Annotated in this window: 18 protein-coding genes; 10 read left to right on the forward strand and 8 right to left on the reverse strand. The window is 67.1% G+C overall.

Annotated elements, in window-relative coordinates; translation table 11 throughout:
• Window positions 1–4 precede the first annotated feature (4 nt).
• Complete coding sequence (locus HWX55_RS16250; RefSeq protein ID WP_175976474.1) at window positions 5–1,762, reverse strand: ABC transporter permease subunit; 1,758 nt, start codon at window positions 1,760–1,762, stop codon at window positions 5–7.
• Window positions 1,763–2,266: 504 nt separating this feature from the next.
• On the opposite strand from HWX55_RS16250, the gene HWX55_RS16255 reads away from it, so the two are divergent.
• Complete coding sequence (locus HWX55_RS16255; RefSeq protein ID WP_011545926.1) at window positions 2,267–2,533, forward strand: hypothetical protein; 267 nt, start codon at window positions 2,267–2,269, stop codon at window positions 2,531–2,533.
• A 42-nt stretch (window positions 2,534–2,575) separates the two neighbouring features.
• Here HWX55_RS16255 and HWX55_RS16260 read toward each other — a convergent pair whose 3' ends face one another.
• The gene (locus HWX55_RS16260; protein ID WP_175976475.1) at window positions 2,576–3,895 is read right to left on the reverse strand and encodes an ATP-binding protein; all 1,320 of its coding nucleotides are present in this window, start codon (window positions 3,893–3,895) and stop codon (window positions 2,576–2,578) included.
• Entirely contained in the window at window positions 3,879–4,604 is a 726-nt protein-coding gene (locus HWX55_RS16265) for a response regulator (RefSeq protein WP_006493394.1), read from the reverse strand. The genes HWX55_RS16260 and HWX55_RS16265 overlap by 17 nt, the downstream gene beginning before the upstream one ends.
• Before the next feature lie 224 nt (window positions 4,605–4,828).
• Here HWX55_RS16265 and HWX55_RS16270 point away from each other — a divergent pair, with 224 nt between their 5' ends.
• A complete protein-coding gene (locus HWX55_RS16270) occupies window positions 4,829–5,383 on the forward strand; it encodes a periplasmic heavy metal sensor (RefSeq protein ID WP_175976476.1) in 555 nt (184 codons plus the stop codon).
• 72 nt (window positions 5,384–5,455) lie between these two features.
• On the opposite strand, the gene HWX55_RS16275 is transcribed toward HWX55_RS16270, so the two are convergent.
• Window positions 5,456–6,160 carry a pirin family protein gene (locus HWX55_RS16275; protein ID WP_175976477.1) on the reverse strand — a complete coding sequence of 235 codons (705 nt, stop codon included), beginning with the start codon at window positions 6,158–6,160 and terminating at the stop codon, window positions 5,456–5,458.
• Between the two features lie 366 nt (window positions 6,161–6,526).
• Between HWX55_RS16275 and HWX55_RS16280 the strand changes: the two genes are divergently transcribed.
• From HWX55_RS16280 to HWX55_RS16295, 4 genes are all read left to right on the forward strand, one after another.
• Window positions 6,527–7,309, forward strand: coding sequence for an ABC transporter substrate-binding protein (locus tag HWX55_RS16280; protein ID WP_175976478.1), 783 nt, complete (start codon window positions 6,527–6,529; stop codon window positions 7,307–7,309).
• A 230-nt stretch (window positions 7,310–7,539) separates the two neighbouring features.
• Window positions 7,540–8,229, forward strand: coding sequence for a histidine ABC transporter permease HisQ (gene hisQ / locus HWX55_RS16285; protein WP_006489645.1), 690 nt, complete (start codon window positions 7,540–7,542; stop codon window positions 8,227–8,229).
• On the forward strand, window positions 8,226–8,939 hold the full coding sequence (locus HWX55_RS16290; protein ID WP_175976479.1) for an ABC transporter permease: 714 nt from the start codon (window positions 8,226–8,228) through the stop codon (window positions 8,937–8,939). Before hisQ ends, HWX55_RS16290 begins: the two co-directional genes overlap by 4 nt.
• An 18-nt stretch (window positions 8,940–8,957) precedes the next feature.
• Window positions 8,958–9,737, forward strand: a complete 780-nt coding sequence (locus HWX55_RS16295; RefSeq protein WP_175976480.1) for an ABC transporter ATP-binding protein — start codon at window positions 8,958–8,960, stop codon at window positions 9,735–9,737.
• Between the two features lie 64 nt (window positions 9,738–9,801).
• Here the strand turns inward: HWX55_RS16295 and HWX55_RS16300 are convergent, their stop codons facing one another.
• Entirely contained in the window at window positions 9,802–10,299 is a 498-nt protein-coding gene (locus HWX55_RS16300; protein ID WP_175976481.1) for a GNAT family N-acetyltransferase, read from the reverse strand.
• A gap of 141 nt (window positions 10,300–10,440) precedes the next feature.
• Between HWX55_RS16300 and HWX55_RS16305 the strand changes: the two genes are divergently transcribed.
• The 3 genes from HWX55_RS16305 (at window position 10,441) to HWX55_RS16315 (ending at window position 14,554) form a co-directional block, all read left to right on the forward strand.
• The gene (locus HWX55_RS16305) at window positions 10,441–11,367 is read left to right on the forward strand and encodes a LysR family transcriptional regulator (RefSeq protein WP_175976550.1); all 927 of its coding nucleotides are present in this window, start codon (window positions 10,441–10,443) and stop codon (window positions 11,365–11,367) included.
• A gap of 98 nt (window positions 11,368–11,465) precedes the next feature.
• Complete coding sequence (locus HWX55_RS16310) at window positions 11,466–12,560, forward strand: IS5 family transposase (protein ID WP_175976482.1); 1,095 nt, start codon at window positions 11,466–11,468, stop codon at window positions 12,558–12,560.
• A 914-nt stretch (window positions 12,561–13,474) separates the two neighbouring features.
• Entirely contained in the window at window positions 13,475–14,554 is a 1,080-nt protein-coding gene (locus tag HWX55_RS16315) for a porin (protein ID WP_050012021.1), read from the forward strand.
• Between the two features lie 178 nt (window positions 14,555–14,732).
• Here the strand turns inward: HWX55_RS16315 and HWX55_RS16320 are convergent, their stop codons facing one another.
• On the reverse strand, window positions 14,733–15,071 hold the full coding sequence (locus HWX55_RS16320; RefSeq protein ID WP_006398637.1) for a P-II family nitrogen regulator: 339 nt from the start codon (window positions 15,069–15,071) through the stop codon (window positions 14,733–14,735).
• Between the two features lie 83 nt (window positions 15,072–15,154).
• The gene (locus HWX55_RS16325; protein ID WP_175976483.1) at window positions 15,155–16,876 is read right to left on the reverse strand and encodes an NAD+ synthase; all 1,722 of its coding nucleotides are present in this window, start codon (window positions 16,874–16,876) and stop codon (window positions 15,155–15,157) included.
• Between the two features lie 109 nt (window positions 16,877–16,985).
• On the opposite strand from HWX55_RS16325, the gene HWX55_RS16330 reads away from it, so the two are divergent.
• Complete coding sequence (locus HWX55_RS16330; protein ID WP_175976484.1) at window positions 16,986–18,164, forward strand: GNAT family N-acetyltransferase; 1,179 nt, start codon at window positions 16,986–16,988, stop codon at window positions 18,162–18,164.
• 72 nt (window positions 18,165–18,236) lie between these two features.
• On the opposite strand, the gene HWX55_RS16335 is transcribed toward HWX55_RS16330, so the two are convergent.
• On the reverse strand, window positions 18,237–20,483 hold the full coding sequence (locus HWX55_RS16335) for a glycoside hydrolase family 3 C-terminal domain-containing protein (RefSeq protein WP_175976485.1): 2,247 nt from the start codon (window positions 20,481–20,483) through the stop codon (window positions 18,237–18,239).
• Window positions 20,484–20,612 lie beyond the last annotated feature (129 nt).

Consider the following 20,612-nt stretch of genomic DNA (forward strand, 5'->3'; position numbering starts at 1 on the left):
GGTCTCAGTCGAGCCGCAGCTTCGCTTCGGCGAAGGCATACAGCGGGCGCCACAGCAGGCGGTTGAACAGGGTGACGAACAGGGACATCACGGCGATGCCCAGGATGATCTTCGGGAAATCGCCGGCGGCGGTGGTCCGCGCGATGTAGGCGCCGAGGCCGTGCGCCTCGATCCGGGTGCTGCCCCACTGCACGGCTTCCGACACGATGCTCGCGTTCCACGCGCCGCCCGACGCGGTGATCGCGCCGGTCACGTAGTACGGGAAGATGCCGGGCAGGATCGCCTGACGCCACCACTGCCAGCCGCGGATCCGGAAGTTGGTCGCCGCTTCGCGATAGTCGTTCGGGTAGGACGTCGCGCCGGCGATCACGTTGAACAGGATATACCACTGCGTGCCGAGCACGATCAGCGGCGACAGCCAGATATCCGCGTTCAGGTGGAAGCGCGCGATCACGATCACGAACACCGGGAACAGCAGGTTCGCCGGGAACGCGGCGAGGAACTGCGCGAGCGGCTGCAGCTTCTCGGCGAGCTTCGGACGCAACCCGACCCACACGCCGATCGGCACCCAGATCACCGACGCGATCGAGATCAGCACGACCACGCGCAGCAGCGTGATGAGCCCGAGCACGAGCACGTGGCCGACCTCGGCCATCGTCACGCCGGTCGCGACGAAGCTGACGACGCGCCACACGATATAGGCCGTGCCGAGCAGCACGAGCCCCGCCCACGCGATGTCGACCGTGCGCGATGCCTTCTTCTCGACTTTCGGCAGCGTGAAGCGCATCGCGCCCGACAGCGGCAGGCGCAGCGGGATCCGCGCGGCCTTCGCGAAGAACCAGCCGGCCGGCACGAGCAGCTGATGGATCAGCCGCGTGCGGCGCACGAGGTCGAGCAGCCACGATTGCGGCGCATCGCCCGACGCGGTGTTCTCCATCCGGAACTTGTCGGCCCACGCGATGAGCGGGCGGAACAGGAACTGGTCATACGCGAGGATCACGACCGTCATCGTCAGGATCACCCAGCCGATCGCGCCGAAGTTCTTGTCCGAGATCGCCTGCGCGAGATACGCGCCGATGCCCGGCAGCGTGATCGTCTGGTTGCCGACGGTGATCGCCTCCGACGCGACGACGAAGAACCAGCCGCCCGACATCGACATCATCATGTTCCAGATCAGGCCGGGCATCGAGAACGGCACTTCGAGCTTCCAGAAGCGCTGCCAGGACGTCAGGTGGAAGCCGCGCGACACTTCGTCCAGGTCGCGCGGCACCGTGCGCAGCGACTGGTAGAAGCTGAACGTCATGTTCCACGCCTGGCTCGTGAAGATCGCGAAGATCGCGGCCAGCTCGGCGCCGAGCACGCGGCTCGGGAACAGCGCGAGGAAGAACGTGACCGTAAACGAGATGAAGCCGAGCACCGGCACCGACTGCAGGATGTCGAGGATCGGGATCAGCACCATGCCCGCGCGGCGGCTCTTGGCCGCGAGCGTGCCGTAGACGAGCGTGAACGCGAGCGACGCAACCATCGCGGCGAGCATCCGCAGCGTGGTGCGCAGCGCGTATTCGGGCAGGTTCGACGGATCGAGCGAGATCTTCTGCGTCTGCAGCACGCCGATCGGCGCCAGCGTTTCGTGGAAACCGACCACCGCCATCGCGATCAGGCAGATGATCAGCGGAAAGGCGATGAAGTCCCACCGGTTCGGCAACACGCGCCACGCGGATGCGTTGGCGGTCCGGTTCGGATTGAAGAATCCGACGTTCATCAGGCGCCCTCCCCGGTAAGGCCGATCGAAGCCGGCAGTCGATGTTGATTCATGGCAAAGCGCACGGGCGCGGTAATTCGATTGACTGGCGATTTCGCGCACGCGCGGCGCGCCGTGCGTGCATGCGCTGCCGCGGCCGGTCGAGCCGGGTCGCGACGGCACGACACTACACCAACCTGTATTTCAGGTACAACCGTCCGGGGACGGCGCAGGCAATGCATGGATCGTGCCCGGCGCGTGGACGGATGGCGGGCGCGCGGTACGGAACAGCCTGGCCGCAGTCCGGCGGCCGGCACGCAGGCCCGAATTATGCCGTGATCCGGCCCGGCCGTGAACCCGCCCCCGCACGCGGGCACAAACCGTGTCCGGGATCAGCAGCCGGATACGGCGAAGCAGGTATGATCGGGGCTAGCCCCCGGGGTCCGTTTCGGCCGTGTCGCCGCAATGCGCACGCGCGCCGTGTCGACCGGCCCCGGGGATCGACCGACGAGCGGGAGGAAGGGAATGGCAGGAAACTTGGTGATCGTCTGTCGCGATCAGGATGCCGACGCGTTCTATGAACTCATGCAGGAGTACGGGTCGTTCCAGACGCGGCTGTCGTCCACGGCGTGGTACCTGAACATGAACGTCGTGCCGGAATCGCTGCAGGAGGAAATCCTGGAGCGCCTCGGCCGGTATACGACCGTCTATATCTTCGAGGCCACCACGGTGACCTACAACACGATCGACAGCAACGCGGCCGAGACGCTCGGCACGCTGTTCGGCGAATGACGCCGCGCGGCGCCCGCCCGGCCGGGCAGGCGCCGCACCCGCTCATGCGGCCTGTGCGTGGGATTCGTCGTCTTTCGGCACGGCGTCGAACGGGAACGTCATCGACACGCGCAGGCCGCCTTCGGGGCGATTGCCGATGTCGCATGCGCCGCCCAGCCTGAGCACGAGCCGCTCGACGATCGCGAGCCCGAGCCCGCTGTGGCCGTTCCCGCCGCGCGCGGGATCGAGCCGCACGAACGGCCGCGTGGCGGCCGCGAGGTCGCGCGGCGCGATGCCGCCGCCGCTGTCGCTGACCGACAGCACGTAGCCGGCCGGCGTGCGCGCCGTCTCGACGAGCACGGGCGGTGCGCCGTACGCATGCGCGTTGTCCAGCAGGTTCGACAGGATCCGGTCGAGCGTCGCCGTCGGCAGCCGGAAGCCGGGATCGGCCTCCAGCCGCGTCTGGACCGTCGGCGCGTTCGGCGCGACCGCGCGATAGCTGCGCGCGATCCGCTCGCACGCATGATCGACCGGCACCGGCTCGCTGCGGTCGGCCCCGCCATGCGCAAACACCAGGAACTGGTCGACGATGTGCGACATCGAGTCGACGTCGCGCACGACGCCGTCGCGCAGCCGCGCGTCGTCCATCATTTCCGCCCGCAGGCGCATCCGCGCGAGCGGCGTACGCAGGTCGTGCGCGACGCCGGCCAGCATCACCGCGCGATCGCTGTCGGCCTGCGACACCTGCTCGACCATCTGGTTGAAGCCGTGCGTGAGCTGGCGCAGTTCGCGCGGCCCGCGTTCGCGCAGCGGCGGCACCGGCTGCCCGCGGCCGAAACGCGCGACCGCGCGCGCGAGCGAGCGCAGCGGCTGCTGCAACTGCCAGGCCGCGAACAGCGCGGCGATCACGCCGGCCGAGAAGATCGTGCCAAGCCACAGCAGCATCCGGTCGAGCGAGCGCGGCGGCCGCAGCGGCTGCACGGGCACCACGATCCAGTTGCGGTCGGCCGGCTCCTTCACCCACAGCACCGGCGGATGGCCGGGCGTGCCGATCTCGACCTGCGTGCCGGGCGGCATGCGCTCGCTGACGTCGTCGCGGAACCGCTTCAGCGGCGGCGGCAGGCCCGCATCGCCGCCCTTCGGCACGTCGGCGCTATCCGGCGACACGAGCCGCACGCGCGACGGCAGCGGCTGGTCGGGCGTGCGCGCGACGTGCTGGCGCACCGCGTCGACGAGGAACGCGGCCTCCTCGACCGCATAGCGCGTCTGCATCTGGTTGCGCTCAAGCCGCATCGCGAAGAACCACGCGAAGTGCGACAGGAGCAGGACGCCGACGACGAGCAGCGCCAGCCGCCCGAACAGCGAATCAATGGGTTTGCGCATGGGCCTCGCCGTCGGGCACGAACACGTAGCCGCGCCCGCGCACCGTCTGGATGAAGCGCGGCGTCGACGGATCCGTTTCGAGGATGCGGCGCAGGCGCCACACCTGGACGTCGATGCCGCGGTCGGTGCCGTCGTACTCGGGCCCGTGCAGCAGCTCGAGCAGCCGCTCGCGCGTGAGCGTGCGCAGCGCATGGTTCACGAAGATCTTCAGCAGCGCGAATTCGCTGCTCGACAGCGTGGCCGGCTTGCCGTCGACCGACAGCGTGCGCGCCTGGAAGTCGAGCAGGAAGCGGCCGAACGCGAACGGCTCGCGCTGTTCGGGCGCGGCCGCCGACGGCGTCGCGCGGCGGCGGCGCAGCACGGCCTGCACGCGCGCGAGCAGCTCGCGCGGGTTGAACGGCTTGCCGAGGTAGTCGTCCGCGCCGAGCTCGAGCCCGACGATGCGGTCGACGTCGTCCGCGCGCGCGGTCAGCATGATCACGGGGATGTCGTCGCCGGCCGCGCGCAGCTGGCGCAGCGCGGTCAGGCCGTCCACGCCCGGCATCATCAGGTCCAGCACGATCAGGTCGGGCCGCTCGCGCTCGAGGCGCTTCTCGAGCGTCGCCGCGTCGTGCAGCACGGACACTTCCATCCCCTGGCGCACGAGATAGTCGCGCAGCAGGTCTCGGAGTTCTTGGTCGTCGTCGACGATGAGGATCTGGGTAGTCATGGCTCGAAGTTTACCGCGCGAGAGCGGAGTCGAAGAACGAAACAAAGGGGCGAAAGGGTTACTGCGGGTTACCGCGCAAGGGAACTGTAATGCGCGGTAACCGGGCCGCCACCCCGCGTAACACCCGTCGGCGCCTGCATCGCTAACCTGCGTCTTACCGGATGCGGTACCCGACTTTCCCGGCACCGCATCGCCGGACCCTTTGGATACAAGGAGTTTCTGAAATGTATAAGAAGACTTCCCGCGTGGCCATCGCGGCCGCCACCGTGCTCGCTCTCGCATTCGGCGCCGCGCATGCCGCGCAGCCCAACGACATGCCGCCGCCGGGCGGCCCCGGCATGCACGAGATGCACGGCGGGCACGAAGGCGGCCCGTTCGGCGCGATCATGAAACTGCACGACCAGCTGAAGCTCAACGCGTCGCAGGAACAGCAATGGCAGGCGGCCGTCAACACGATGAAGCAGAACCGTGATGCGATGCGCAAGAGCCACGAGCAGATGCGCGAGCAGTTCAAGGCACAGCAGAACCAGCCGATCCTCGACCTGAGCGCGATGCATTCGGCACGCCAGCAGGCGGAGGCGCAGAACGCGCAGCTGCGCGAGCAGACGTCCGCCGCGTGGCTCACGTTCTACAACGGGCTGAACGACCAGCAGAAGACGATGGTCAGCACCGCGCTCAAGCAGCAGTTCGCGAAGATGGAACAGCGCCACGAGAAGATGAAGGCGCGCTGGGAACAGCATCGCGCGGCCGCCAAGGGCGCGTCGGCACCGGCGCAGTAAGCCGGCGGGCCGCTCCCGCGGCGGCATAGAAAAGGGGGGACGCAGGCACCGGCCGGCGTCCTCTTTTTCGTTTCAGGCGACGTCGAACAGCAGCACCTCGGCCGCGCGGCCCCGCGCGAACGCCACCGCGTCCACGCCGCCGATCCGCGCGCCGTCGCCGGCGGCCAGCTCTCGGCCGTTGACCTCGACCTCGCCGCGCGCCACGTGCACGTAGACGCTGCGCCCGGCCGGCACGTCGAACGCCGTCGTCTCGTCGCCGTCGATCAGCCCCGCGAAGATGCGGGCATCCGCCCGCATCGACAGCGCGCCGTCGCCGCCGTCGGGCGCCGCGACGAGCCTCAGGCGCCCGCGCTTCTCGTCGTCGGCGAAACGCCGCTCCTCGTAGCCGGGCCGCCCGCCCCGCTCGGCCGGCTGCAGCCAGATCTGCAGCAGATGCAGCGGGAGGTCGCGCGACGCGTTGGTTTCGCTATGCATGAGCCCCGTGCCGGCGCTCATCCGCTGGATGCCGCCGGTCCGGACGATCGCGCCGCAGCCGAGGCTGTCGCGGTGCGCGAGCACGCCATCCAGCACGTAGGTGACGATCTCCACGTCGCGGCGCGGCTGCATCCCGAAACCGCGCGTCGGCGCGATCAGATCCTCGCTCAGCACGCACAGCGCGCCGACGGGTGGACGCATCGGCGCATGCGCGCTGGGGCAGGCAGACGAAAAACTGTGACTCGATTCGAGCCAGCCGTGGCGCGTATGCCAGCGGTCTTCGGCGCGCAGGATCTGGAACATGGGGGTGGACGCTCGGGGGCGCAGATGTTCTGTTCGGGTTTACCTCCACTGTAGGGGGAGGTCGAACGCGCCACAATCCGCCGCCCGCGCACCGCATCGTTGCAGCCGCGGAACCAATTGCCGAAATATTCGTTGCGAATACCGCGATTCCCGCAACAGCCGATTCGAGGAATCGGTCGACCGTGCCGGATTGCCGTTTTCCGGGTATCGCGTTCGGGTAAAATACCGCCCTTTTGGCGTTCGCCGTTCCGGCGGCCGCCAACGTCAGAGCGCCGATCGGCGATTTTTGGCCGTCTAGAATACGCCGCGGCGCCCGGTTCGACCGGCCGCGAGCGCCCCCGGAAAGTCAGCAACAGAAGGATGGAAATGAAGAAGGCCGCCCTGTGCGCCGCCCTCGCCCTCGTGGCGGGCAGCGCCTTCGCGAAGGAGTGGAAGACCGTGCGGATCGGCGTCGACGCCAGCTACCCGCCGTTCGAGTCGACCGCGCCGAGCGGCGAGATCGTCGGTTTCGACGTGGATCTCACCAAGGAAATCTGCAAGCGGATCAACGTGAAATGCGTGTGGGTGGCGCAGGATCTCGACGGAATCATCCCGGCGCTGAAGGCGAAGAAGTACGACGTCATCGTGTCGTCGCTGACCGTCACGGACAAGCGTCGCGAACAGATCGACTTCTCCGACAAGGTGTATGACGCACCCGCGCGGATGATCGCGAAGACCGGCTCGCCGCTGCTGCCGACGGTCGCGTCGCTGAAAGGCAAGCGCGTCGGCGTCGAGCAGGGTTCGACGCAGGAAACCTACGCGAAGGCGTACTGGGAGCCGCAGGGCGTGACGGTCATTCCTTACCAGAACCAGGACCAGGTCTATACCGATCTCGGCACGGGCCGCCTCGACGCGACGCTGCAGGACGAGCTGCAGGCCGACTACGGCTTCCTGCGCACGCCGCGCGGCAAGGGCTTCGCGTTCGCCGGGCCGGAAGTGAAGGATCCGAAGACGATCGGCGACGGCACCGCGATCGGCCTGCGCAAGGAAGATACCGACCTGAAGCTCAAGATCAACCGGGCGCTGGCCGACATGCACAAGGACGGCACGTACGACCGGCTGTCGCACAAGTACTTCTCGTTCAGCGTCTATTCGGCGCCGGCCCGCTGAACGCGGCCCAGGCAGAAGCAGCGGATGCGGGGGCGGCCCCGCGTCCGGGCAGTACAGGCAGTCAACCACGCGCCGCCCGCCCCCTTGCCCGCCGCTCGCGCGACGGGCGGGCCCGGCATCGTTGCCGGGGCGGACGGTCATGATACGCACGGGGCGTTCCGCGCAGCTTGGCGGACGCGTGTTTCGCGGCGCACCGCGTGCGCCGTCAGGGACCACACCAGGGACCCCATATGTTTCTACAAGGCTACGGCCCGCTGATCCTCGCCGGCACCTGGCAAACCGTCAAACTGGCGGTGCTTTCGCTTGCGCTGTCGTTCCTGCTGGGGCTGCTCGGCGCCGGCGCGAAACTGTCGCGCAACCGCGTGACGAACGGCGTCGGCACCGTCTACACGACGCTGATCCGCGGCGTGCCCGATCTCGTGCTGATGCTGCTGCTGTTCTACAGCCTGCAGATCTGGCTCAACATGGCGACCGACGCGCTCGGCTGGGACCAGATCGACATCGACCCGTTCCTCGCCGGCGTGCTCGTGCTCGGCTTCATCTACGGCGCGTACTTCACCGAGACGTTCCGCGGCGCGTTCCTGTCGGTGCCGCGCGGCCAGCTCGAAGCCGGCAGCGCCTACGGGATGACGAACTGGCAGGTGTTCACGCGGATCATGTTCCCGCAGATGATGCGCTTCGCGCTGCCGGGCATCGGCAACAACTGGCAGGTGCTCGTGAAGTCGACCGCGCTCGTGTCGATCATCGGCCTGGCCGACGTCGTGAAGGCGTCGCAGGACGCCGGCAAGGGCACGCTGCGATTCTTCTTCTTCACGCTGATCGCGGGAGCGGTCTACCTCGCCATCACGACGATCTCGAACTTCGTGCTGATGTGGCTCGAAAAGCGCTACTCGACCGGTGTCCGCAAGGCTGACCTATGATCGAACTCATCCAAGAATACTGGCGCAACTATCTGTACACCGACGGCTATCGCATCACCGGTGTCGCGATCACGCTGTGGCTGCTGGTCGTGTCGATCGGCCTCGGCTTCTGCCTGTCGGTGCCGCTCGCCGTCGCGCGCGTGTCGAAGAAGAAGTGGCTGGCGGGCGCCGTATGGCTGTACACGTACGTGTTCCGCGGCACGCCGCTCTACGTGCAGTTGCTGCTCTGCTACACGGGCCTGTACAGCCTGCAGGCCGTGCGCGGCACGCCGATGCTCGATGCGTTCTTCCGCGACGGGATGCACTGCACGCTGCTCGCGTTCACGCTGAACACCTGCGCGTACACCACCGAAATCTTCGCGGGCGCGATCAAGGCGACGTCGTACGGCGAGATCGAAGCGGCACGCGCATACGGGATGTCCCCGTTCACGATGTATCGCCGCGTGATCCTGCCGTCGGCGCTGCGCCGCGCGCTGCCGCTGTACAGCAACGAAGTGATCCTGATGCTGCACGCGACGACGGTGGCCTTCACCGCGACCGTGCCGGACATCCTGAAGATCGCGCGCGACGTGAACTCGGCGACCTACATGTCGTTCCACGCGTTCGGCATCGCCGCCCTGCTCTACCTCGTGATCTCGTTCACGCTCGTGTGGCTGTTCCGCCAGGCCGAGCGCCGCTGGCTCGCGTATCTGCGCCCGCAAGGCAAGTAAGTTTTCGCAGGACTATTGATGAACTCCCAGACCCAGAAGCTTTTCGTCGACGATCTCCACAAGCGGTACGGCGACAACGAGGTGCTCAAAGGCGTGTCGCTTAGGGCCAACTCGGGCGACGTGATCAGCGTGATCGGCTCGTCCGGTTCCGGCAAGAGCACGATGCTGCGCTGTATCAACTTCCTCGAGCAGCCGAACGCGGGCCGCATCTTCGTGGACGGCGAGGAAGTGCGCACCGCGCTCGACAAGACGGGCGCGCTGCGCGCGGCCGACTCGAAGCAGCTGCAGCGCGTGCGCACCAAGCTGTCGATGGTGTTCCAGCACTTCAACCTCTGGTCGCACATGAACGTGCTCGAGAACGTGATGGAAGCGCCGGTGAACGTGCTCGGCATCCCGAAGAAGGAAGCCGAGGACCGTGCGCGCGAGTATCTCGAGAAGGTCGGCCTCGCGCCGCGCGTCGAGAAGCAGTATCCGTCGCATTTGTCCGGCGGCCAGCAGCAGCGCGTGGCGATCGCGCGGGCGCTCGCGATGCATCCGGACGTGATGCTGTTCGACGAGCCGACCTCCGCGCTCGACCCGGAGCTGGTGGGCGAAGTGCTGAAGGTGATGCAGAAGCTGGCCGAGGAAGGCCGCACGATGATCGTCGTCACGCACGAGATGGGCTTCGCGCGCAACGTGTCGAATCACGTGATGTTCCTGCACCAGGGCCGCGTCGAGGAACAAGGCGTGCCGGCCGAGGTATTCGCGAACCCGAAGAGCGACCGCCTGCGCGGCTTCCTGTCGGGCAGCCTCAAGTAACGCCCGTCGCGCGCCACGCCCGAGCGGGCGCCCCGCGGTTCGCCGCGCGGCGCCCGTTTTGCGTTTACGCGGCGCTCACCGGCGTGCCGTCGGCGAACGCGCGCAGTTCGTCGCCCGCCAGCCGGTAACGTACCCATTCGCTCTGCGGCGCCGCACCGACACTTTCGTAGAAACGGATCGCCGGCTCGTTCCAGTCGAGCACGCTCCATTCGAAACGCCCGCAGCCCGAGTCGACCGCGATCCGCGCGAGCGCCTTCAGCAGCCGCAGCCCCGCGCCGGCGCCGCGAAAACGCGGCGATACGTACAGATCCTCCAGATAGAGCCCCTGCCGCGCGAGCCACGTCGAATACGAGAAGAAATACACGGCGAAGCCGGCCGGCTCGCCGTCGACCTCGCACATCAGCGCTCGCGCCGGCGAGCCTTCGCCGAACAGGCTGCGTTCGAGCGATTCGGGCGTCGCGACGACTTCGTGCTCCGCCTTCTCGTAGACGGCCAGTTCGGTGATGAAGCGCAGGATCAGCGGCACGTCGGCGACGGTGGCGGAACGGATATCGATTTGCACGGGTTGAGCCCTCCTCCGGCCCGGGATGTGAAACGGAAAACGGCGCCGCGCAGCCCGCAGCCGCGGTGGCGCCGCTCAAACCGTCATGCTACGTTCATGCGATGCCTGCAGGAAGTGCAGTTTCTTCATCCGGACCTGAACATGATGCATCCCGATCTGCGCCGCCTCGACCTGAACCTGCTGCTCGTGTTCGACGCGTTGTACCGCCACCGGTCGGTCGCGGCGGCCGCGCACGAGCTCGCGTTGAGCCCGTCGGCGTTGAGCCATGCGCTCGCCCGGCTGCGCGACGCGATCGGCGATGCGCTGTTCGTGCGGCTCGGCAACGAGATGCAGCCGACCGTGCGCGCCGACGACATCGCCACGTGGGCCGGCGACGCGCTCGATGCGATGTCGAAGGGGCTCGCCCGCGCGCGCCGCTTCGACCCGGCGCAAAGCGACCGTACGTTCGTGTTCGCCGCGACCGACTACACGGCATTCGCGGTGCTGCCGGCGTTCGTCGCCCGCATCCAGCACGTGGCGCCGCATCTGCGCATCCGCGTCGTCCATTCGGACCGCAAGATTTCCGTCGACGAGCTCGCGGCCGGCCGCATCGACTTCGCGCTCGGCTACCACGAGGAATCGGCGGCCGACGCACCGGGCATCGAGGATTTCGACTGGTTTTCCGACGACTACGTCGTGATCGCGAGCGCCACGCATCCGGACATCCGCCGGCGGCTGACGCTCGACCAGTACCTGGCGGCGCGCCACGTGGTCGTCACGCCGTGGAACGAGTCGCGTGGCGTCGTCGACTACGTGCTCGACCGGCTCGGCCTCGTGCGGCACGTCGCCGTGCAGTTGCCGACCGTGCTGGCCGCGCCGTTCGTGATCGCGGAGTCGGCACTGCTGATGACCGTGCCGAACCGCGCCGCGCAGGCGCTGCGGCACGCGGCGCCGATCCGCATCTTCCCCGCGCCGTTCGACATCCCGCGCTACACGGTGAAGGTCTACTCGCATGCGAAGCATGCGCGCACCGACGCGCATCGCTGGATTCGCGCGCAGTTGCTCGATGCACGGCCGAGCGCGGACTAGCAGGCTGTTGAAATTGGATACGGTGTAAACGAGCGCTGAGGGCAGTGCGTTAGAGATATCGTGTTCATGATCTTGGGCAGACGAGAGCGATGCGCGGAATGGACGAGATGCAAGAGCCGCTGTTGACGACGGTGAAGCTGGAAGACTTCGTGCCGGCCGATCACCCGCTGCGGCCGCTTCGGCTGCTGGTCAATCAGGCGCTGAAGCGGCTCAACGGGCTGTTTGGCACGATCTACGCGGACAGCGGGCGCGCCTCGATTGCGCCCGAGAAGCTGTTGCGCGCGTTGCTGCTGCAGGTGCTGTACTCGGTGCGCAGCGAGCGCATGCTAATGGAGCAAATGCGCTACAACCTGCTGTTCCGCTGGTTCGTCGGGTTGGCGATCGAAGACGCCGTCTGGGACCACTCGGTGTTCTCGAAGAACCGTGATCGTCTGCTCGAGCACGAAGTAATCGAAGCGTTCTTTACCGAAGTCATGAGCCTGGCCGACAAGCAAGGGCTGCTGTCCAGAGAACACTTCTCGGTCGATGGCACGCTGATCCAAGCGTGGGCCAGCCACAAGAGCTTCCGGCCCAAGGACGGCTCGGACGATCCACCGGCCGGCGGCGGCCGCAATGTCGACACCGACTGGAAGGGCAAGCGGCGCAGCAACGAGACTCACGAGTCGAGCACCGATCCGGATGCGCGCCTGTTCCGCAAGGGACGGCAAAGCGGAGCCATCCTTTGTTATCAGGGGCACATCCTGATGGAGAACCGCTCGGGCTTGGTGGTTGGCGCTGTGGTCAGCCATGCCGACGGTTTCGCCGAACGCGCAAGTGCGTTGAGCCTGCTCGATTGCGTACCGGGTCGTCACGCCAAGACGCTCGGTGCCGACAAGGGTTACGACATGCGCGACTTTGTGCGGGACTGCCGAGCGCGCAAAGTGACGCCACACGTCGCGCGCAACGACACGCATCAAGGCGGCAGTGCGATCGACGGCCGCACCTCGCGGCACGCCGGCTATGGCATCAGCCAAGTGATTCGCAAGCGCATCGAAGAGCACTTCGGTTGGGGCAAGACCGTCGGCAGGATTCGACAGACCGCGTATCGCGGCATCAAGCGAGTCGACCAGCACTTCAAGCTGACGATGCTGGCGAGCAACCTGACTCGAATGGCTCGAATACTGCCAGCGGTGCCGCAAGGAGTAACGCGATGAGCCGCCCAAGTGCGATCGCCGCGCGGCGACGTATCGGGCAACCCGATCGCCAGCGGGGCATCCGGCACGATACGTCTGCAACTCGGCCGCTAATCGCATACGAAATCCTTTTAAACACTGCCTCGGTTGTCAAAACGAGGCGCTTTTCAACAGCCTGCTAGGGCCTGTTCACGCTAATAACGGGCTTGCGAACGCGCCTTTCCGCCCGTCCCCCAAGGGGACTTCCTTCGGGCGCAGGCAAGAAGAGAGGAGGCGCAATAGCCGTAGCTATTGCAACGACGAACGACGCCGCCATGCGGGCGGAAAGGCGCGTTCCCCTGTTTGGAAAAATTCATTCGTGGGGCTGGCCCGTTATTAGCGTGAACAGGCCCTACGCAGCGCGTTGCCGGCCGGGCGTTTCCGGCGTCGATCGGCGATGGCTGCAATCGCCGGAATCATTACGAAATACTTACCAATTTCGCGACTTTCGCGCTTACGCCGGCGCCTTTGCAACGTCAATAGTGGCAATCCTTGAGCCACGCCCGCCGAATCCATGTCTCCCTTGTGGGACAAGGGTTTTCCGGTAATCGAGAACCCCTGGGCCCCCTGTTGCGCACCGTGTTGCATGGCAATTTGGCGACAGCGGTTAGTCAAACAACGATTTCCGTCGCCACAAAATTGTATTTTTGCTAAATTAGTAACCAAAGTAGCAAAACGAAGTTCGTGAAATGTAGTTTAGCTTCACGACACAACAAGGAGACCCCGCAGGCCGACCCGGCTGCGCGGGACCGCTCAACGGTTTTCCGTCTGCTTGCCCGCGTGCCGCGCTTACCGGCCCTGCACGAGGTCTCCCTGGTTATCCCGCTTTTGCCCGGCGCTCGCGCTCCGGGCATCTCGTGCAGTCTGGGTTGACTTTTTGACAGGGTATGGAGGAGATGATGAAGAAAGCTTTGGTCGCGGCGGCGCTGATGGCTGCTGGGGTGGTGACGGCGCACGCGCAGAGCAGCGTCACGCTGTATGGCCGCCTGGATGCAGGTATCGAGTACATGAACGGCCTGCAAAACGGCCACCAAGTGCGCGCGGAAAGCGGCGACTGGGGCACGAGCCTGTGGGGCTTGAAGGGTAGCGAGGACATCGGTGGCGGCAACAAGGTCCTGTTCCACATCGAAGGCGCGTTCAACACGATGACGGGCGGCTTCAGCGGTTCGATCTGGGATCGTTTCGCGACCGTCGGTATCTCGAACGACCGCTACGGTACGCTGCTGCTGGGTCGCGAGCTCGCGATCGCCAACGGCGTGTGGGATTTCGACCCGTTCGGCCAGTCGGCCTGGTCGACGGCCTCGCTGGTGCGCGGCCGCAACTGGAACAAGACCAGCAACAACGTGTCGTACCAGTCGCCGTCGCTCTACGGCCTCGACTTCTACGGCCAGTTCTCGTTCTCGAATTCGACCAGCTTCAACGGCAACACGACGGCCGGCCAACCGGGTCGTGCAATGGGCGGTCAGGTCACCTACACGAACTCGCTGTTCCAGTTGCGCGGCATCTACGACGAAACGCGCGACAGCAACGGCCGCTTCTCGGACGTGTTCAACTACTCGCGCGAATACTTCGCGGGCGTGAACGTGTTCCTCGGCCAGTTCAAGGTTCAGGCGGCCTACCAGGCATCGCGCGCGGACGGCAGCGGCGGCCCGGCAGTGAACGCCGGCGTGACGGGTACGCAACAGGTGTGGGGCGGCGTGACGTGGCAGGCGACGCCGGCAGCGGCGCTGATCGCGGCCGTGTATCACGTGAACGCGAACCACGGCGGCGGCAACGCGAACATCTACACGATCGGCGGTTCGTACAACATCTCGAAGCGCACGCTGTTCGACCTGCAGGCCGCGACGGTGCGCAACAGCTCGTCGGCCAACTTCGGTCTGAACGCGAACGGTGCGGGCACCGCCGTGTCGACCGGCAACCCGCATCCGGGCGGCAGCCAGACCGGCGTCTACGCCGGCATCCAGCACCTGTTCTGATCAGGCGCCGTCAAAGAACGATTCGACAACACTTTCCACGCTGCTGCGAGAGGCGCGTATCGGTGCGGTACCCAACCGGGTATCCGCACCGTTTTTTCTTTTGGGCGGCGGATTCTTGCGACCCGTGGCCCGCTCGGCCGAAGCGGCCGGGATTGATCGAGCGGCGCGGACGCGGCGCTCAGACGGCCGCTTCGTTCTCTTCGCCGGTGCGAATGCGGATCACACGCTCGACGTCCGACACGAAGATCTTGCCGTCGCCGATCTTGCCGGTACGCGCCGCACCGATCACCGCGTCGATCACCTGATCGACCTGCGCTTCCGCGACGACCACCTCGATCTTCATCTTCGGCAGGAAGTCGACCACGTATTCGGCGCCGCGATACAGCTCGGTGTGGCCCTTCTGGCGGCCGAAGCCCTTCACTTCCGTCACGGTCAGGCCCGTGAGACCCACTTCGGCGAGCGCTTCGCGGACTTCGTCCAGCTTGAACGGCTTGATGATGGCGGTGATGCGTTTCATGATGGTTGTCCCTCAATGCTCGTTTGGATGAAAAATCGCGTTCCCGATTGTAAGCCGGCGGGCCGCCTCCGGCCCAGCACCGGTCAATCGAGCCGTTCGGTAAAACGTGATGTGATCGGGTAGCGCCAGTCGCGCCCGAATGCGCGATGCGTGACCCGGATGCCGATCGGCGCCTGGCGGCGCTTGTATTCGTTGATCTTGATGAGCCGCGTCACGCGCTCGACGTCGGCCTGCGCGTAGCCGGCCGCGACGATCTCGGCGAGCGGCCGGTCTTCTTCCATGTACATCCGCATGATCGCGTCGAGCACGTCGTACGGCGGCAGGCTGTCCTGGTCGGTCTGGTTCTCGCGCAGCTCCGCCGACGGCGCGCGCGTCAGGATCCGCTCGGGAATCACGTCGCGCAGCGCGTAATCGGTCGTTTCGTTGCGATAGCGGCACAGTTGGTACACCAGCGTCTTCGCGATGTCCTTGATCACCGCGAAACCGCCGGCCATGTCGCCGTACAGCGTGCAGTAGCCGACCGCCATCTCGCTCTTGTTGCCGGTCGTCAGCACGATCGAGCCGAACTTGTTCGACAGCGCCATCAGCAGCGTGCCGCGGATGCGCGCCTGGATGTTCTCCTCCGTCGCGTCTTCCGCGCGGCCCGCGAATTCGTCCGCGAGCGCGGTGAGGAATGCATCGAACATCGGCGCGATCGCGATCTCGTCGTAGCGCACGCCGACGCGCCGCGCCATTTCCGCCGCATCGGTGGTCGAGATGTCGGCCGTGAAGCGCGACGGCATCATCACCGCGCGCACGCGCTCCGGCCCGAGCGCATCGCATGCGACGGCCAGCACCAGCGCCGAATCGACGCCGCCCGACAGCCCGATCAGCACGCCGGGAAAACCGTTCTTGCCAATGTAGTCGCGCACGCCGGTCACCAGCGCGCGGTACACCTGCGCGTGCGTCGACAGCTCGGGCGCGATCGCGCCGGACAGCGGCCGCGCGCCGTCGAATTCGACGATCGCATGCCCTTCGTCGAACTGCGGCATCTTCGCGACGAGCACGCCGTCGCCGTCGAGCACGAACGACCCGCCGTCGAACACGAGTTCGTCCTGGCCGCCGACGAGGTTCACGTAGACCATCGGCAGCCCGGTCTCGCGAATCCGCGCGCGCAGGATGTCGATGCGCACCGCCTCCTTGTTCATGTGATACGGCGAGCCGTTCGGGATCAGCAGCACCTGCGCACCGGCCGCCTTCGCGATCTGCGCGGCCGACGCATGCCACGCGTCCTCGCAGATGATCACGCCGTATTTCACGCCGTTCAGCTCGAACACGAGCGGCTCGGTGTCGGTCGCGAAATAGCGCTTCTCGTCGAATACCTCGGCGTTCGGCAGATCCTGCTTGCGGTAGGTGCCGACGATCTCGCCGCCGACGATCAGCGACACCGCGTTGAAGGTGTCGGTGGGCGGCACGCCGCGCTCGATCGGGCGGTTTGCATTACCATCGACGGCTGACGCGTTGCCCGGACCGCTGCCCGCACCCCTGCCCGGACCGCGCAACGGATGGCCGACCAGCACCGCGAGCCCGTCGAACGCCTTCAGTGCGTCGGCGAGCGCATCGAGCGCGGCGGCCGCCGCCGCGTAGAACGCGGGTCGCAGCAGCAGGTCTTCGGGTGGATAGCCGGACAACGCGAGTTCGGGGGCGACCATCAATTGCGCACCATCGTTGTGCGCGGCGCGCGCGGCCGCGACGATGCGCGCGACGTTGCCGGCGAAATCGCCGACGGTGACGTTGATCTGGGCGAGAGCGAGTCGGGTCTTCATGGCGGGAGCGGCGCAACCCGGCGGCGCGCCTTGAACGGCTGACGAAATCGATCCGGGCGCGGGCCACGGCGGCCCGCATCCGGCAACATCCAACGGTACGGATTCACGCTTGAAACACGAACGCATCGATTATCGCACGGGCATCCTGTCGTCCCCCGCCGAGGTGCCGGCCGACGAATGGAACGCGCTGCTCGCGGGCGACGCGCAGCCCACGCCGTTCCTGCGCCACGAATTCCTCGACGCGCTGCACGTCGCGCGATGCGCGGTGGACGAGACCGGCTGGTCGCCGCACTTCGTCACGCTGACCGACGCGCGCACCGGCCGCCTCGCGGCCGCCGCGCCCGTCTACGCGAAACAGCATTCGTACGGCGAATACGTGTTCGACTGGGCGTGGGCCGACGCATATCAACGCAACGACCTGCCCTACTACCCGAAGCTGCTGTGCGCGGTGCCGTTCACGCCAGTGCAGGGCACGCGGCTGCTCGCGGCCGACGACGACGCGCGCCGCCGGCTCGCGGCCACGCTGCTCGCGTTCGCCGAGCAGAGCGACGTGTCGTCGCTGCACGTGCTGTTTCCGACCGGTGACGAAGCGCGCCTGCTCGAATCGATGGGGATGATGCTGCGCGAAGGCGTGCAGTTTCACTGGCTCAACGACGGCTACCGCCACTTCGACGATTTTCTCGGCACGCTCGAGCAGAAGAAGCGCAAGAACATCCGCGCGGAGCGGCGCAAGGTGCACGACGCGGGCGTGACCTTCCGCCGGCTGACCGGCGATCGGATCACCGACGCCGACTGGCGCTTCTTCTCGCGCTGCTATCGGCAAACGTACCGCGAGCACTATTCGAGCCCGTACCTGAACCTCGACTTCTTCCGCACGATCGGCGCGACGATGCCCGAGAACCTGCTGCTCGTGATCGCGGAAGCCGACGGGAAACCGATCGCAAGCGCGCTCGCCGTGTACCGGCGCGGCGAGCACGGCGGCGGCACGCTGTACGGCCGCTACTGGGGCGCGATCGAGCACGTGCCCTGCCTGCATTTCGAAACGGCCTACTATCAGTTGCTCGAATTCTGCATCGAGGCCGGCCTCGACACGTTCGAAGGCGGCGCGCAGGGCGAGCACAAGCTCGCGCGCGGCTTCCTGCCGACCGTCACGCACTCCGCGCACTGGCTCGCGCATCCGGCGTTTTCCGATGCGGTCGCGCGCTTTCTCGAACGCGAAACCGAGCATATCCACGCGTACGTCGACGAACTGCGCGAACACGATCCGTTCCGGCGCAACACCGGCTAACGTCATCCGGCGCGCCGCGCAGGCGGCGAAGCCCAGCATGGCCTCGCCGCCTGTCGTCCGGCCACCGCGCGTTCAGTGCGCGGCGAGCGTCACCGTCTGCGACAGCGCCTGCGGATCGCGCGACGACGCGGCCGCCGACAACCCGTAGCTGCCCGCGCCGATCCGCCATGCGTGCGCGCTCGCATCCCACACCGCGAAGCGCTGCGCCGGCACCGCGACGCTGACCGTGCGCGCCTCGCCCGGCTGCAGCGCGACCTTGGTCCAGCCGACGAGCCGCTTCGGCGGCTCGCCGAGCGACGCGGGCAGCGCCGCGTAGATCTGCACCGTCTGCGTACCGGCGCACGCACCGGTGTTCGTCACCGTCACGCCGACCGTCACGTTGCCCGCGGCGTCAGCCTGCGCGGACATCGCCGACAACGCATACGTCGTGTACGACAGCCCGTAGCCGAACGGGAACAGCGGCTCGATCGCCTTCGCGTCGAACCAGCGATAGCCGTACGCGAGCCCTTCCGCATAAACGTTTTGCAGGTTCGACGGATCGATCGCCGGCTGCGGCAGGTCGGCCTCCTGCTTCGGGAACGTGAGCGGCAGCCGGCCCGACGGATTCGCGTCGCCGAACAACAGGTCGGCGATCGCCTGGCCGCCCTGCGCGCCCGGATACCACACGTCCAGCACGCCATGCACGTTCGCGAGCCACGGCATCAGCACCGGGCTGCCGTTCTCGAGCACGACGATCACACGCTTGGCCTTCGCGGCGACCGCGGCGATCAGTGCGTTCTGGTCGTATTGCTGGTTGTACGGGTCCGCCTTCGCATCGGGCAGCGACAGGCTCGCGAGGTCGAGCCCTTCCGTCTGCCACTGCGTGGCGAACACGATCGCGACATCGGCCTGTGCGGCCGCGGCGGCCGCCGCGGCCGCGTCGGTACCGTCGAGATAGCTGACCGACGCGTTCGGCGCCTTCGCGCGAATCGCCGCGAGCGGCGCGGACTTGTACCAGGTCGCGCACCCGCCGAACAGCATGTCGGCCGGTTGCTGGCAGGACGTCACCGCGTTGCCGTCGATCGCGGGCACCGCACCCGAGCCGCCGCCCGACAGCACGCCAGCGTCTGCATGGCCGCCAATCACGACGACCGACTTGAGCGCGCCGGCGGCGAGCGGCAGCACCGGCTGCGTGTCGCCCGGCGCGGCCGCGTTCTTCAGCAGCACCGCCGCTTGCCGTGCGATCGCGAGCGCATCGGCATTGCCCGCGGCTTCGTCGATCGCGCCGCCCGGCTTCGGCGGCGCGTCCATCACGCCAATGCGGATCAGCGTGCGCAGCTTGCGCTGCACCATGTCGTTCAGTCGCGCGACCGACACGCTGCCGGCCTGCAGCGCCGCGCGCAGCTTCGAATTGAAGTACGAGCCGAGCGGCGCGTTGCCGTCGTCGGCCGCGCCCGGTTGCTCCTCGTCGAGGCCGGCCTGCACGGCCGCGACCGTCGAATGCGTCGCGCCCCAGTCGGACTGCACGACGCCCTTGAAACCCCACTCGTTCTTCAGCACCGTCGTCAGCAAATACGGGTTCTCGCACGCATACACGCCGTTCAGCTTGTTGTATGCGCACATCACGTTGCCCGGCTGGCCGTCCTTCACGCCGATCTCGAACGCAAGCAGTTCGGCCTCGCGCATGGTTCGCTCGTCGACGACCGAATCGACCGTCATCCGGTTGGTTTCCTGGTCGTTGAACGCGAAATGCTTGATCGTCGCGATCACCTTCCGCGCCTGCGTGGCCTGCGTGCGCGCGGCGCTCAGCGTGCCCGCGAGCACCGGGTCCTCGCCCATGTATTCGAAGGTGCGGCCGTTGCGCGGCTCGCGCGCGAGGTTCACGCCGCCGCCGAGCCCCTCGGCGAAACCGAGCGCGCGCAGTTCGAGCGCGATGCGCGTGCCGTAGGCGCCCGCGAGCGCCGGGTCCCACGTCGCCGCGAGCGCGACCGGCGCGGGCAGCGCGGTCACGCGCGCATTCTTCACGTTCACGCCGCCCGCCGAATCGGCACTGCTGACCGCCGAAATGCCGAGCCGCGGCACGCCCGGGATGTAGCTCGCGCCGTTCAGCGCGTCGGCCGGGAACGGGCCGCCCAGGCTGAGCGCCGGCATGCCGGTGCCATGCACGAGCTGCAGCTTTTCGTCGGTCGTCAGTTGCGCGACGAGCGCGGCCGCGCGCTGGTCGGCTGCCGCGTCGGGATCGGTCGGGGCGTGAATGTCGTCGCCGCCGCACGATGCGAGCAGCACCGTGAGCGCGCACGCGGACGCAATCGTCGAACACCGGAACAGCGAAGTTTTCATTGATCCTCCAGAATCGTTCTGTTGTACTTGTGGCCACTCCAAGTCTAAAAATCGACCGGTCACCACGCTTGACCGGCAGGAGCATGCGTTGACCTCTCGCAGCGGGGACAAACCCGAACGGCATGACGA

Source organism: Burkholderia sp. BCC1047 (assembly GCF_902833155.1).
Classification (GTDB): domain Bacteria; phylum Pseudomonadota; class Gammaproteobacteria; order Burkholderiales; family Burkholderiaceae; genus Burkholderia; species Burkholderia sola.

Bases quoted from the DNA above. Each gene is read 5' to 3' on its own strand.
- HWX55_RS16305 (WP_175976550.1), top strand. From the start codon at position 10,441: ATGATGCATCCCGATCTGCGCCGCCTCGACCTGAACCTGCTGCTCGTG.
- HWX55_RS16280 (WP_175976478.1), top strand. From the start codon at position 6,527: ATGAAGAAGGCCGCCCTGTGCGCCGCCCTCGCCCTCGTGGCGGGCAGC.
- HWX55_RS16315 (WP_050012021.1), top strand. From the start codon at position 13,475: ATGATGAAGAAAGCTTTGGTCGCGGCGGCGCTGATGGCTGCTGGGGTG.
- HWX55_RS16325 (WP_175976483.1), bottom strand. From the start codon at position 16,876: ATGAAGACCCGACTCGCTCTCGCCCAGATCAACGTCACCGTCGGCGAT.
- HWX55_RS16270 (WP_175976476.1), top strand. From the start codon at position 4,829: ATGTATAAGAAGACTTCCCGCGTGGCCATCGCGGCCGCCACCGTGCTC.
- HWX55_RS16250 (WP_175976474.1), bottom strand. From the start codon at position 1,762: ATGAACGTCGGATTCTTCAATCCGAACCGGACCGCCAACGCATCCGCG.
- hisQ (WP_006489645.1), top strand. From the start codon at position 7,540: ATGTTTCTACAAGGCTACGGCCCGCTGATCCTCGCCGGCACCTGGCAA.
- HWX55_RS16290 (WP_175976479.1), top strand. From the start codon at position 8,226: ATGATCGAACTCATCCAAGAATACTGGCGCAACTATCTGTACACCGAC.
- HWX55_RS16310 (WP_175976482.1), top strand. From the start codon at position 11,466: ATGGACGAGATGCAAGAGCCGCTGTTGACGACGGTGAAGCTGGAAGAC.
- HWX55_RS16260 (WP_175976475.1), bottom strand. From the start codon at position 3,895: ATGCGCAAACCCATTGATTCGCTGTTCGGGCGGCTGGCGCTGCTCGTC.
- HWX55_RS16265 (WP_006493394.1), bottom strand. From the start codon at position 4,604: ATGACTACCCAGATCCTCATCGTCGACGACGACCAAGAACTCCGAGAC.
- HWX55_RS16295 (WP_175976480.1), top strand. From the start codon at position 8,958: ATGAACTCCCAGACCCAGAAGCTTTTCGTCGACGATCTCCACAAGCGG.
- HWX55_RS16335 (WP_175976485.1), bottom strand. From the start codon at position 20,483: ATGAAAACTTCGCTGTTCCGGTGTTCGACGATTGCGTCCGCGTGCGCG.
- HWX55_RS16275 (WP_175976477.1), bottom strand. From the start codon at position 6,160: ATGTTCCAGATCCTGCGCGCCGAAGACCGCTGGCATACGCGCCACGGC.
- HWX55_RS16255 (WP_011545926.1), top strand. From the start codon at position 2,267: ATGGCAGGAAACTTGGTGATCGTCTGTCGCGATCAGGATGCCGACGCG.
- HWX55_RS16320 (WP_006398637.1), bottom strand. From the start codon at position 15,071: ATGAAACGCATCACCGCCATCATCAAGCCGTTCAAGCTGGACGAAGTC.